At 41.8% G+C, this 12,497-nt stretch carries 13 protein-coding genes; 5 read left to right on the forward strand and 8 right to left on the reverse strand.

Translation table 11 applies throughout. The annotated features are described in order from the left end of the window. Positions 1-45: 45 nt before the first annotated feature. A complete protein-coding gene (gene mnmA / locus BF9343_RS00785; RefSeq protein WP_005783829.1) occupies positions 46-1,137 on the forward strand; it encodes a tRNA 2-thiouridine(34) synthase MnmA in 1,092 nt (363 codons plus the stop codon). Between the two features lie 59 nt (positions 1,138-1,196). On the opposite strand, the gene BF9343_RS00790 is transcribed toward mnmA, so the two are convergent. Continuing rightward, complete coding sequence (locus BF9343_RS00790; protein ID WP_005783832.1) at positions 1,197-2,708, reverse strand: GH3 auxin-responsive promoter family protein; 1,512 nt, start codon at positions 2,706-2,708, stop codon at positions 1,197-1,199. A 169-nt stretch (positions 2,709-2,877) separates the two neighbouring features. Here BF9343_RS00790 and BF9343_RS00795 point away from each other — a divergent pair, with 169 nt between their 5' ends. Further along, entirely contained in the window at positions 2,878-3,888 is a 1,011-nt protein-coding gene (locus BF9343_RS00795; RefSeq protein ID WP_005779516.1) for an ATP-dependent 6-phosphofructokinase, read from the forward strand. Between the two features lie 18 nt (positions 3,889-3,906). On the opposite strand, the gene rnc is transcribed toward BF9343_RS00795, so the two are convergent. The 3 genes from rnc to BF9343_RS00810 are packed head-to-tail and all read right to left on the reverse strand — an operon-like array spanning position 3,907 to position 6,298. After that, entirely contained in the window at positions 3,907-4,779 is an 873-nt protein-coding gene (gene rnc, locus BF9343_RS00800; RefSeq protein ID WP_005796814.1) for a ribonuclease III, read from the reverse strand. Between the two features lie 4 nt (positions 4,780-4,783). Then, positions 4,784-6,046, reverse strand: coding sequence for a beta-ketoacyl-ACP synthase II (gene fabF / locus BF9343_RS00805; protein ID WP_005783836.1), 1,263 nt, complete (start codon positions 6,044-6,046; stop codon positions 4,784-4,786). Positions 6,047-6,061: 15 nt separating this feature from the next. Continuing rightward, positions 6,062-6,298, reverse strand: coding sequence for an acyl carrier protein (locus tag BF9343_RS00810; protein WP_005779510.1), 237 nt, complete (start codon positions 6,296-6,298; stop codon positions 6,062-6,064). A gap of 98 nt (positions 6,299-6,396) precedes the next feature. Between BF9343_RS00810 and purN the strand changes: the two genes are divergently transcribed. After that, positions 6,397-7,020: a phosphoribosylglycinamide formyltransferase gene (gene purN / locus BF9343_RS00815; protein WP_005783840.1), complete on the forward strand. Its 624-nt coding sequence runs from the start codon at positions 6,397-6,399 to the stop codon at positions 7,018-7,020. Positions 7,021-7,057: 37 nt separating this feature from the next. Here the strand turns inward: purN and pdxB are convergent, their stop codons facing one another. Continuing rightward, positions 7,058-8,104, reverse strand: a complete 1,047-nt coding sequence (pdxB, locus tag BF9343_RS00820; RefSeq protein WP_010991931.1) for a 4-phosphoerythronate dehydrogenase PdxB — start codon at positions 8,102-8,104, stop codon at positions 7,058-7,060. Positions 8,105-8,236: 132 nt separating this feature from the next. On the opposite strand from pdxB, the gene BF9343_RS00825 reads away from it, so the two are divergent. Further along, entirely contained in the window at positions 8,237-8,953 is a 717-nt protein-coding gene (locus BF9343_RS00825; RefSeq protein WP_008769187.1) for a glycosyltransferase family protein, read from the forward strand. A gap of 4 nt (positions 8,954-8,957) precedes the next feature. Next, complete coding sequence (locus BF9343_RS00830; RefSeq protein ID WP_005796811.1) at positions 8,958-9,671, forward strand: lipopolysaccharide kinase InaA family protein; 714 nt, start codon at positions 8,958-8,960, stop codon at positions 9,669-9,671. Here BF9343_RS00830 and BF9343_RS00835 read toward each other — a convergent pair. Genes BF9343_RS00835 through BF9343_RS00845 form a run of 3 tightly spaced genes read right to left on the reverse strand, consistent with a single transcriptional unit; the run spans position 9,640 to position 12,431 of the window. Continuing rightward, complete coding sequence (locus BF9343_RS00835; RefSeq protein ID WP_005783848.1) at positions 9,640-10,575, reverse strand: glycosyltransferase family 8 protein; 936 nt, start codon at positions 10,573-10,575, stop codon at positions 9,640-9,642. The genes BF9343_RS00830 and BF9343_RS00835 overlap by 32 nt on opposite strands. 27 nt (positions 10,576-10,602) lie before the next feature. Continuing rightward, positions 10,603-11,625, reverse strand: a complete 1,023-nt coding sequence (locus BF9343_RS00840; RefSeq protein ID WP_005796808.1) for a glycosyl transferase family 90 — start codon at positions 11,623-11,625, stop codon at positions 10,603-10,605. Positions 11,626-11,627: 2 nt separating this feature from the next. After that, a complete protein-coding gene (locus BF9343_RS00845) occupies positions 11,628-12,431 on the reverse strand; it encodes a glycosyltransferase family 2 protein (protein WP_008657976.1) in 804 nt (267 codons plus the stop codon). Between the last annotated feature and the right edge of the window lie 66 nt (positions 12,432-12,497).

Raw genomic sequence — 12,497 nt, forward strand, 5'->3', positions numbered from 1 at the left:
TTTGGAGGATCAAAGATACGGGATTTTATGTAATTTTGCGGTATGATGGAAAAAAACAAACGAGTCTTGTTGGGAATGAGTGGCGGTACAGACAGTTCTGTGGCTGCTATGTTATTGCTTGAAGCCGGTTATGAAGTAACAGGGGTTACTTTTCGTTTTTATGAGTTCAACGGTTCTACTGAATATTTGGAGGATGCCCGTGCGTTAGCTGCTCGTTTGGGTATCGGTCATATTACGTATGACGCTCGCAAAGTTTTTCAAGAACAGATTATAGATTACTTCATTGATGAATATATGTCCGGTCATACTCCGGTTCCCTGTACTCTTTGCAATAATCAGTTGAAATGGCCCTTGTTAGCAAAAATCGCCGATGAAATGGGCATTTTTTATTTGGCTACGGGACATTACGTGAGAAAACAGTGGATAGATGGGAATTATTATATTGCACCTGCTGAAGATGTGGATAAGGATCAGTCCTTTTTCCTGTGGGGGTTAAGGCAAGAGATTCTGCAACGTATGTTACTCCCGATGGGTGGAATGACTAAGTCTGAAGCACGTGCTTATGCCGCCGGGAGGGGATTTGAAAAGGTCTCGAAAAAGAAAGATAGTATCGGTGTTTGTTTTTGTCCGCTCGATTATCGTAGCTTTCTGAAGAAATGTCTTTGTGATGAGTCCGGAGATAAGAACCGTAACATATACAGAAAAGTAGAGAGAGGACGATTCCTCGATGAAAGCGGCAATTTTATAGCTTGGCACGAGGGATATCCTTTTTATACGATTGGCCAACGTAGAGGATTGGGCATTCAGTTGAATCGTGCTGTTTTCGTAAAAGAAATCCATCCGGAAACGAATGAAGTGGTATTGGCATCCTTGAAATCACTTGAGAAATCAGAAATGTGGCTGAAAGATTGGAACATAGTGGATGAATCTCGTCTGTTGGGCTGTGATGATGTCATAGTGAAAATACGGTATCGGAAACAAGAAAACCATTGTTCGGTTACAATCACTCCTGAAGGGTTGCTACACATACGATTGCACGAACCTTTATCTGCTATTGCAGAAGGACAAGCTGCCGCTTTTTACAAAGACGGTTTGTTGTTGGGAGGAGGGATCATAACGATGACCGATCAACGATGAGTGGGCTGCGCTATTTACATTATATTCATCGTTGATCGTTCAAAACCACCGGTCGTTCATCACCGTTCATTCAAAGCAATCATTTCTTCAATATAATCTCTTGTATTGCTTAGTCTTGGAACTTTATGCTGACCGCCTAATTTTCCTTTCTTCGCAAGCCAGTCATGAAAGAGGCCCTTGCGTGCTACAATTACTTCTAATGGCTGGAGAGCAATATCTTTCCATCGTTTTGCTTCATAATCCGAATTGACCTCTTTCAGGGTAGCATCCAGTATCATTGCGAATTTCTCGATGGAATCGGGCATTTTGGCAAATTCAATAAGCCATTGATGACGGCATTTGGCATTTGCATCCATAAATACGGGAGCAGCAGAATATTCGCTGACCTGAGCTCCTGTTTCGGCGCAGGCTTTGGCAAGTCCTTTCTCGGCATTATCTACGATTAGCTCTTCGCCGAATGCGTTGATGAAGTGCTTGGTACGTCCGGTAATGACGAATTTATACGGATTCTTTCGGGTGAATTTTACTGTATCCCCAATCATATAGCGCCATAATCCACAAGAGGTGGAAATCACCATTGCATAGTTCTTATTTAATTCTACTTCTTCCAGGCAATAAGTACGGGGATTTTCTTTTTCTACATCCTCCAAAGGAATAAACTCGTAGAAAACACCATAGTCGATCATCAATAGCATAGACGGGTCGGAAAGGTCATTCTGTGTGCCGAAATAGCCTTCCGATGCATTATAAGTTTCGACATAATGCATTTTAGAAGAATGAATGACTTGTCTGTATTGTTCGCGGTAGGGGGTAAAAGCCACACCGCCGTGGAAAAATACTTCCAGATTGGGCCATACCTCTTCTAAGGTTTGTTTGCCTGTTTTCTCAAGGATACGCTTGATGAGTACCAGCATCCAGGAAGGAACACCGGAAAGGTTGGTCACATCCACCGGTATGGTACTGTTGGCGATAGCTTCAATCTTAGCCTCCCATTCGTCCATTAACGCGATTTGTTTGCTTGGCACGCGTATCAGGTTGATCAGTGGACTGACATTTTGAATCAATATGGCCGAAAGGTCGCCCACCAGGCTGTGGTTGGAGTTGAGGTTCGGGCTGTGGCTACCTCCCAGAATTAATCCTTTACCGGAAAAGAAACGACTTTCGGGGTTCATGCGAAAGTAGATTGCAGCTGCATCTTTTCCGCCCCGGTAATGAATATCCTCCAAGGCTTCCTTGCTGACCGGGAGGAATTTACTCTTATCGTTTGTTGTACCCGAAGATTTGGCAAACCAGCGTATCTCCGAAGGCCACAACAAGTTTTGTTCGCCCGCGCGGAGACGCTCTACATAAGGTTTAACTTCTTCGTAGGTTTGTATGGGGAGGCGATTTTTAAAGTCTTCGTAATTGCGGATAGATTTATAATCGTACTTCTTTCCCCATTCGGTATTTTCTGCTTGTTTCACCAGACGAGTCAATACCCGGTGTTGTATTTCTCCGGCTTGTGTATCGTAAAGATCTATTGCTTTTAAACGGGAATCAAAAACTTTGCTTATAATCTTTGTAATATTCATTGCTCTTTAACATATAATGTTTAGTCGTGCAAAAATAGCCTTAATTATCTTTTTTTTCTATCTTTACGACGGAAATAATAGTTAAAAGTGAGGATATGTCATGCTTTTGTATGTAATAGAGTAGCTTTTTTCTTTTAAATACGTAATATTCAATAAAAAAAGAGCAGCAATGAAGATCGGAATTCTTACATCAGGCGGCGATTGCCCCGGTATAAACGCTACAATTCGTGGGGTATGCAAAACAGCTATTAATCATTACGGGATGGAAGTTGTAGGGATTCACAGTGGTTTTCAGGGACTGTTGACGAAAGAAGTAGAATCGTTTACTGAAAAATCTTTGTCCGGATTGTTGAATTTAGGCGGTACCATGCTGGGAACTTCGCGGGAGAAACCGTTTCGTAAGCAAGGCATTATCTCGGATGTAGATAAACCTGCGTTAATACAACGTAATATTGCAGAATTGGGTCTTGATTGTGTAGTGTGTATCGGGGGGAATGGTACACAGAAAACCGCTGCAAAGTTTGCTGCGATGGGAATCAATATTGTTTCTGTGCCCAAAACAATCGATAACGATATCTGGGGTACCGATATCTCTTTCGGATTCGACTCGGCAGTGAGTATTGCTACGGATGCTATTGACCGGCTTCATTCCACGGCGAGTTCGCACAAAAGAGTGATGGTGATCGAGGTGATGGGACATAAAGCCGGTTGGATTGCTTTATATTCGGGCATGGCAGGTGGAGGCGATGTTATTCTGGTACCGGAGATACCTTACAATATTAAAAATATAGGAGATACGATTTTAAATCGCTTGAAGAAAGGAAAACCCTATTCGATTGTGGTGGTTGCCGAGGGCATCCAGACCGATGGACGTAAACGTGCTGCCGAATATATTGCTCAGGAGATTGAATATGAAACGGGTATTGAGACACGTGAAACTGTATTAGGTTATATTCAGCGTGGTGGGTCGCCTACACCTTTCGACCGTAACTTGTCTACCCGTATGGGAGGACATGCAACAGAACTGATCGCTAATGGACAGTTCGGTCGTATGATTGCTTTGAAAGGGGATGAGATATCTTCTGTTGCATTAGAGGAGGTAGCCGGAAAGTTGAAGTTGGTGACCGAGGAACACGATCTTGTGGTGCAGGGACGCCGGATGGGAATCTGCTTTGGATAAACAGTGTCTGTATTTGGATTACACACTGATCTCTTCGGTTGATATAATTTCGTCGATCTGTTGATTTTCTGCGGTCAGAGACGTTTCTGATTCGGGAGTCGTATCTTCTGCAGGTACATTATTCTGTGTTTTGGCTTCTTGTACACTTGCCATAAACTCAGGATCTCCTTTAATCTTTTTGAGGGTCATCTGTGCTGCATTCTGTTGGGATTCTTTTTTAGAGTATCCTGTTCCTGATCCACCGAGTATGCCTTCGATTCGCACTTCTGTCTGGAATACAGGATTATTTTCTTTGTCGAGGGACTGCTCAATCAATTCGAAAGAAACTTCCATCTTGTTTTTTTGACTCCATTCAATCAATTTTGACTTGAAGTTGACCTCCTTACGTGAAAGTTTATCCAAATCGATATAAGGTTCGATGATTCTTCTTTCCATGAACTGTTTGCAGCATTCATATCCGCGGTCAAGATAAATTGCACCGATGAAGGCCTCAAATGCATTGCCATACATGTAGCTGTTGTGGGAGGAAGAGCGTGTCGAATATTTGATGAGTTTATCCAAGCCTATTTCGACAGCCAGTTTGTTCAAAGTCTCACGTTGAACGATTTTAGAACGTGTATTGGTCAGGAATCCTTCCCTTTTACCTTCGAAGTGTTGATAGACAATATCTCCTACGATGGCGTCAAGGATGGCGTCACCGAGGAATTCCAGGCGTTCATTGTTCAACGGACGTCCTTTTTCCGAACGTACTGCCGTTGATTTATGCAGTAGAGCCTGCTCGTACAGCCTGATGTTGCGGGGATAGAACCCGAGTATACGGTAAAAACAAGAATAAGACTCTCTATCCTTGCGGAACAGGAGTCTTATCTTATCTATTTTATTACGTAACACGACTTTATTCAGCGTATTTCTTGAAGATTACACAAGCATTGTGACCGCCGAATCCGAATGTATTCGAAAGGGCAACATTAATTTCGCGTTTCTGTGCTTTGTTGAACGTGAAATTAAGATTATAGTCAATGTTCTCGTCATTGTCACCTTCGGCATGATTGATAGTCGGAGGAACGATGCCGTTCTTAATAGCCAGAATACTTGCAATTGATTCTACCGCACCGGCAGCGCCCAACAAGTGACCTGTCATTGATTTGGTTGAACTGATATTCAACTCAAAAGCATGTTCACCAAATACTTCTTTGATTGCTTTGGCTTCCGATATATCTCCGACCGGAGTAGATGTTCCATGAACATTGATGTAATCCACTTCTTCAGGACTCATCTCTGCGTCTTCCAGGGCATTCTTCATCACCAATTTTGCACCGAGTCCTTCCGGATGAGATGCTGTCAGGTGGTGAGCATCAGCAGACATACCTACGCCGGCAACTTCTGCATAGATTTTTGCGCCACGGGCTTTTGCATGTTCCAGTTCTTCAAGAATCAAACATCCACCACCTTCACCCATTACAAAGCCGTCACGGCTTGCACTGAACGGACGAGATGCAGATTGTGGTTCGTCGTTACGAGTTGACAATGCATGCATAGCATTGAAACCTCCTACACCGGCAGCTGCGATAGCGGCTTCCGAACCACCGGATACAATCACGTTTGCCTTACCCAGACGGATCAGGTTGAATGCATCGGCGATGGCGTTAGTAGAAGTTGCACATGCAGAACAAGTTGCGTAGTTCGGGCCGTGGAAGCCATACATAATAGAAATCTGTCCGGCAGCAATATCTGAAATCATCTTAGGGATGAAGAACGGATTGTACTTAGGACCGTTTTCTTTGTGAAGGGCGTAATTACTCGTTTCCTCCTCAAATGTACGTATACCACCGATACCGGCACCAAAAATAACGCCGATTCTGTTTAAATCCTCATTTTCGATATCAAGACCCGAGTCTGCAACTGCTTCTTTGGCAACGGCAACGGCATACTGTGTGTACAGGTCCATTTTACGAGCCTCTTTGCGGTCGATATATTGAGTTGCATCGAAGCCTTTGACTTCACATGCAAATTGAGTCTTGAATTGCGATGCATCGAAATGAGTAATAGGTCCTGCTCCACTAACCCCGTTCACGAGGTTCTCCCAGAATTCCGGGACATTATTGCCAACAGGAGTAATGGCGCCCAGACCTGTTACTACAACTCTCTTTAATTCCATACTGATGAAATCGAATTACTTAGCGTGTTCTTCGATGTAAGCTACAGCATCCTGTACTGTGCCAATCTTTTCAGCTTGGTCATCAGGAATAGAGATACCGAATTCTTTTTCGAATTCCATGATAAGTTCTACAGTGTCAAGAGAATCAGCTCCCAGGTCGTTAGTGAAGCTTGCTGTTTCTGTAACTTCTGATTCTTCTACGCCCAATTTATCGACGATAATCGCTTTCACTCTTGATGCAATTTCAGACATAACTTTAAGTTTTTAATTAATAATTAGTTTTATTTCTTTAAATTTGCGGTGCAAAGGAATAAATATTTATCGTCCTGCGCAAATTTTTGATTAAATAAATGCAATCTTTTGCACATTTTTCACTGTTTTGTGCACTAAAAGGTCTGATTATGGGAAAAAACATCGCTATTTTTGCTTCCGGCTCCGGTACAAATGCTGAAAACATTATCCGGTATTTCGAAAAAAATGCTTCTGTTAGAGTGAGATTGGTTCTTTCTAACAGGAAAGATGCGTATGTTTTGGAGCGTGCATGTCGTTTAGGAGTGCCTTATAGGGCTTTTCCGAAGTCTGATTGGGAAGCTGCGGAGTCCATCTTGGATTTGCTGCGTAAATATCAGATAGACTTTATTGTGCTGGCCGGTTTTCTGTTACGTATTCCGGATGCACTTTTGCATGCTTATCCTGATAAAATTATAAATATTCACCCTGCACTTTTACCTAAATTTGGCGGAAAAGGGATGTATGGCGACCGGGTACATGAGGCGGTGGTAATGGCAGGTGAGTCCGAAAGTGGGATTACTATACATTATATAGATGAGCATTACGATGAGGGAAGTACTGTTTTTCAGGCAAAATGCCCGGTACTTCCCGGAGATACCCCTGCGGATGTGGCTAAAAAAGTTCATGCATTGGAATATGAATGGTTCCCCAAGATCATAGAGCGCGTTGTAAACAGCTTATAAGATGATCGGGGACATTCTCCACAGATTATATCCATGATTATTTAGTTATTACGATCCGATACGCACCTTCCTCTCTTCTTAAAGGATAGTCTCCCCGAAGTTGTTCGAAGAGCCCCGGGTGAGATTTCAGGGCATCACTGTCTCTGCGAGGATCGTAAATCATAAGGGATGCCTCTTCATAAGTTGCAGTAGAAATCAGTTTATTCTTCGGTTCCGGAGGAGTAATCCGATAGTCGGTTTCTATCCGGAAGAACCGGCATAAGGCTTCGAGTGACATTCGGGTTGCATTTGCTTTCCCGTCCGCTGAATATCCGGCGATGTGGGGAGTGCCTATAATTACTTTCTCCAGCAGTTCAAGGTCGATATCCGGTTCATGTTCCCATACGTCAATGACAGCATCAGACAGAATGCCGGACCGGAGAGCTTCAAGCAGTGCTTCTGTTTCGATGACTTCACCGCGTGAAGTGTTCATGATTACCGCTCCTTTTTTCAGTGAATGGAAGAAATGCTTGTCCGCCAAATGATACGTTTTATATTTCCCCTCCTTATATAAAGGTACATGGAAAGTGATAATATCGCATTTTTCGGCTATACTTTTTAAAGAAGCGAACATTGTACTTTCTTCTCTCTCTTCTCTCGGAAGGTCATTCAGCATCACTTGTATTCCTAATTTTCGGGCTACATCAGCTACTTTGCTTCCTACATTTCCCACACCTACAATACCGATGGTCATTTGATTCAATTTCATACCACGGGTTTGCTGTAAGATAAATAGTGCGGATTGGATATACTGTGCTACGGAAGCCGAATTACATCCCGGAGCATTAGTCCATGTGATGCCGGCTTCACGGCAATAAGCCGTATCGATGTGGTCGAATCCGATCGTGGCAGTTGCGATGAACTTTACTTTGCTTCCGGCAAGCAGTGAACGATCACAACGGGTGCGTGTACGGATGATTAACGCATCGGCATCTTGCACTAGTTCAGGCGTAAAATCTTTTCCGGGGACGTATATTACTTCGTCCGCTATTTGTTCGATAGCTTCTCTGATGTAAGGTATTTTGTTATCTACAATTACTTTCATGATTGGTCAGGGGTTTGCATGCAAAGGTAGGAAATAAAAAGCAGGAAAGATTGGCTATATGGAAAATATTGCATAGATTTGCCCGGTAATGCGCATTACGATAAGTTTGAACTTAGACAATTTATATTCATAATGAAGTGTATCCACATTATTACTCCGGTAAAAGATTCTATCGAGTTGACGTTGCAAACGGCTGAAGCTATTTTAAAATCAGATTTCACCGTTCCTTTTCATTACACTATTTACAATGACTTCAGCACCGATGAAAATACGAAACAATTGAAGGAGGCATCCCTTAAGATGGGATTTGAATTGGTCAATCTGTCCGAGATCACTTCTCATCCTTCTCCCAATTATTTGCTGGTGCTCCAGATGGCACAAGAGAAGGCCATTGCCGCCGAAGCGGGATTGTTGATCGTGGAATCTGACGTGATTGTGAAGAAACATACTTTACAGTCTCTTTTTGATGGTGCGCAGGCTCGCAAAGATTGCGGTATAGCTGCCGCGGTGACAGTAGATGAACATGAGGCGATCAATTATCCCTATTTATATGCAAAAGGCAAAGAGAATCAAGTCTTCCCGGAGAAGAAGCATCTTAGCTTCTGCTGCTCTTTGCTGACGACTGACTTTTTACGTGCTTTTGATTTCCATTCTCTGAACCCGGAGAAAAACTGGTTTGATGTGACCATTTCTCATCAGGCTCTTGAAAAGGGTTTTGTTAACTATCTGTTTACTACCTTGACTGTTTGGCACCGTCCGCATAGTAGCCGTCCGTGGAAACAGTTGAAATATACTAATCCGCTTAAATATTACTGGTTGAAATTTACTAAAGGATTAGATAAAATTTGATGGTATGACAAAGAGGCTGACGAAAATTGGTGTAAACCCTGATTTTCAGGAATTATCTTCGTTTGTACATGAGCTCCCTACTGTATTCGAAACAGGGGGTAAAGTGATTTACAAAGGACGTAACGAGCTTAAAGAGTTTGATGTAGAGGGTAAGAAGCTGATTGTAAAGTCCTACCAATTACCTCATCTGTTGAATCGTATTATCTATAATTTTTTTCGTGCCTCAAAGGCCAAACGTTCGTATTCCTATGCTTTGATGCTCCGTAAATTGGGTATCGGATCACCGGCGCCTGTGGGATATTATTCTACAGGTTCATGGCTTTTGTTCGGTAGAAGTTATTTTGTGTGTTTGAAGTCAGATTGTCCTTATACATATCGTGACTTTGAAAAAACGGTTTTTCCGAATCAGGAGCAGATCTTACGTGCCATAGCCCGGACTACAGCCATGTTGCATGAGAATGGACTGTTGCACAAGGATTACTCTGCCGGTAACATTCTTTTTCGAACAATTGATGAAAAAGTAGAAGTGGAGATCATCGATTTAAACCGTATGCGTTTTGGAAATGTGGGTATAGAAGCGGGATGTAAAAATTTTGAGCGTCTTCCCGGTACTCATGAGATGTTTGCCATATTAGCCGAAGAGTACGCCAAAGCCCGTGGCTTTGACGTACAAACTTGTTTGGAACTTATTGAGCAAGCTCATAGTCTTTCAGATTAATATATTTTGATTTTTTTATTCCTGTTATGTAGAGGAGTCTTTTGAATCCGGTGATGACACGTGTCTGAAAGTCAATAATAGGGCGTGTTCCTTTCCATGGTGTCATGTCGAGGTATTTAAAATATTCTTGTTTCAAAGGGTGCATACTGTCATAATTCCATGGCTTTTTATTGGTATAATGAAGAATTGCCGGGTGCAGTAAAGCTTCTTTTAAGCCGCTATGCTCTTTCACCTTGTGACTGTAAGTTCGGCGGTAGAACGTGTCTTGCACATTCCAGCGGAAAGGTACGAATAATTTGTCCTTATACAACAGTGCATTGAGAAGATCTTGATCATTGAACCGGATACGATCGGAATGTGCCAGAAAATACTGTTCACACATTTCGTCTATTTTGTGTTCCCTCCAATACTTCAGGTTGATCAATAATACTCCGGCATTAAAATAAGAGTACTTCTTGTCGTATTGCAAACGGGAATAGTATTCCTCTTCGTCACTACCGATATCTTCTATACATCCTATTGCATATTGCGTAATATCTGTATTCCAGAATTCACTTATATCATTCAGGACCACAATGTCACAGTCTATATATAGGATTTTGTCAATATTTACAGGCAGTATCCGGGATAAGAGACAACGATAGTATGTTGCAATCGAAATTCTGTTTCCACTTTTCTTGATGGAAAAATTGTTTAAAAGATCTTTTTCCGGGAAATAAAAACAGATTTTGTTTCCGTATGACTCTGCAATGCTGGAAAGTGCTTTTTGATCGGCCTCCGGCAAAGTACTGGCTATGATATGAACACAAAATTCAGAATTACGATTGTTGGCGAACAATGAAGTCAGGGTTACAGCACAGTGAATCGTAAAGTTAGAGTCGATGTTACATGCAATGTGTATCATGGTGATTGAGTTTATGGTTTGTAGTTATTACATTTCTCCGCTTTGTCCAGTCGCTTTGAAATATTTGTCTAAAACAAGAAGTGAAATGAGTCTTTCCCGTTTCTTGTTCTGGAACTGTTTTATATATTCGTGGGCATGATCGATTATTTGTTGAGCCTTTTCCGGATGGTTTATGTAATAAGTGAGTTTCTCTTCAAAATCAGAAAAATCATTCTTGATTTCGATGTAATGGTAGTCGGGAATTAGTTTTCCTTCCATAAACCAGGTTTCGCAAGTAGGGCGGGTCATCACCGCAATAGAGTTGGAAGACATGACCCATTTCAGGTTAGATGCAACATCGTTCCCTTCAAGTGACAGAATAAATTTGTATTCCAGATGTTCCCGGATCGTCTTCTTGGCAACCATCCATTCCTGAGGTATACCTGTTTCGTGACCTACTACTCCGCAGTCGCATAGAGGATGATTTATATACATTTTTATAAATTGAGTCCGGATACGACTGTCACGGATCTTACCACGAAAAATAGCACAGTCCTTTTTGGTTGTGAAAGATCTTTTATCATTTACAAACATAAAATGGCGAAGTGCATCTAATTTTAGGATAACGGAGTTTTGGTTATCACCAGCCAACAATCTGCTTTTTACAATGGTAGGTGAATCCGGTGTGAAATAAACATCTCCCGGACAATATTGCCATCTTAAATCAGGACTGAACCAACGTGTATATTCTCTGGCATCAAAAAAGTAGGCCTTGTGAAAGTATGACATTTTGTAGTTGCCTAACTTTCCTCTGTATATCAGATACCTGATTTTATTTTCTACATGCGTTCCCTGCGGGATGGGATGATTATTTCCGGATAACCTGTTATAATAACTAACACGCTCTTCAATATAGGCCCTGTCCGGACGTTTTGATAGTTGGGCGATTGTTCTCTTCAGCTGCATTCTATAAAAATAGGAGGGAATAGCCATCTTCAACATATCATAAGCGAAGTAGATGAATTTAGGCGGTTTCCCACTACGCAATTTATATACCAGACTGTCACCCATTTTTATTCTTGTTTTAAGTATTTACTTACTCCGTTTTCGCAGTAAACTATATTTTTTTCATTGTTTTTCCGGAAATATTCTGCATTCTTCTGGTCACTTTCCATGCTTTCGTGTCCATGCCACAAATGATATACGATGCCGGCGAACCTTAAAGAACGTTTTTTGCAGCCTTTCCGTTGTAAACGGTGAGTCAGGTCATCATCTTCTTTTCCCCAGCCTTCAAAAAATTCATCATATCCGTTAATTGCCAGAAAATCGGATCTCCAGAAAGACATGTTGCATCCTAGTCCGGAAGATACGTTCTTTTTGTATCTGTCAGCAAAGAAATTAGAAACCGGTGTAGAGTGAATTGCTGTCTCAGCCCTGTTTTGTATACCGATTGTCCAAGGATAAATTCTTCGGTTTACTTTTGATTTACAGATTTCTTCTGTTAGTTTCTGCCCCAGATTCACTCTGGTTCCCCTCAAATAATGTCCTGGTTTCGCTAATCGTTTGTGGTCTTCTACAAATTTGTTGTGGAGGAAGATATCTCCATCTATTTCAATGATATAATCTCCTGTTGCTGCCGCAACAGACTTGTTGCGCATCATAGCCAAGCGAAAACCTTTGTCTTCTTGCCATAAATGTATAAGAGGCACCGGAAAATCTTTTTTGAAAGACTCTATTAAATCTTTGGTTTCTGAAGTGGAGCCATCATCGCCAACAATGACCTCGTCGGGCATAACGGTTTGGAAACGAACACTGTCCAGGCATACGGACAAAGCCTCCGGTCGATTGTAAGTAGAGATAATAAGAGTTGTTTTCATCTTAGTTCAGTTATTATTTAAAACCGGAAAAAGCTTTATGTTACAGCTTCTTCCAAGGTGAGGATG

The sequence above is a fragment of the Bacteroides fragilis NCTC 9343 genome (assembly GCF_000025985.1).
GTDB classification, from domain to species: Bacteria; Bacteroidota; Bacteroidia; order Bacteroidales; family Bacteroidaceae; genus Bacteroides; species Bacteroides fragilis.

What these genes read in the sequence shown, in the direction of transcription:
- mnmA (WP_005783829.1), top strand. Translation starts at nt 46, where the DNA reads ATGGAAAAAAACAAACGAGTCTTGTTGGGAATGAGTGGCGGTACAGAC.
- BF9343_RS00790 (WP_005783832.1), bottom strand. Translation starts at nt 2,708, where the DNA reads ATGAATATTACAAAGATTATAAGCAAAGTTTTTGATTCCCGTTTAAAA.
- BF9343_RS00795 (WP_005779516.1), top strand. Translation starts at nt 2,878, where the DNA reads ATGAAGATCGGAATTCTTACATCAGGCGGCGATTGCCCCGGTATAAAC.
- fabF (WP_005783836.1), bottom strand. Translation starts at nt 6,046, where the DNA reads ATGGAATTAAAGAGAGTTGTAGTAACAGGTCTGGGCGCCATTACTCCT.
- BF9343_RS00810 (WP_005779510.1), bottom strand. Translation starts at nt 6,298, where the DNA reads ATGTCTGAAATTGCATCAAGAGTGAAAGCGATTATCGTCGATAAATTG.
- purN (WP_005783840.1), top strand. Translation starts at nt 6,397, where the DNA reads ATGCAATCTTTTGCACATTTTTCACTGTTTTGTGCACTAAAAGGTCTG.
- pdxB (WP_010991931.1), bottom strand. Translation starts at nt 8,104, where the DNA reads ATGAAAGTAATTGTAGATAACAAAATACCTTACATCAGAGAAGCTATC.
- BF9343_RS00825 (WP_008769187.1), top strand. Translation starts at nt 8,237, where the DNA reads ATGAAGTGTATCCACATTATTACTCCGGTAAAAGATTCTATCGAGTTG.
- BF9343_RS00830 (WP_005796811.1), top strand. Translation starts at nt 8,958, where the DNA reads ATGACAAAGAGGCTGACGAAAATTGGTGTAAACCCTGATTTTCAGGAA.
- BF9343_RS00835 (WP_005783848.1), bottom strand. Translation starts at nt 10,575, where the DNA reads ATGATACACATTGCATGTAACATCGACTCTAACTTTACGATTCACTGT.
- BF9343_RS00840 (WP_005796808.1), bottom strand. Translation starts at nt 11,625, where the DNA reads ATGGGTGACAGTCTGGTATATAAATTGCGTAGTGGGAAACCGCCTAAA.
- BF9343_RS00845 (WP_008657976.1), bottom strand. Translation starts at nt 12,431, where the DNA reads ATGAAAACAACTCTTATTATCTCTACTTACAATCGACCGGAGGCTTTG.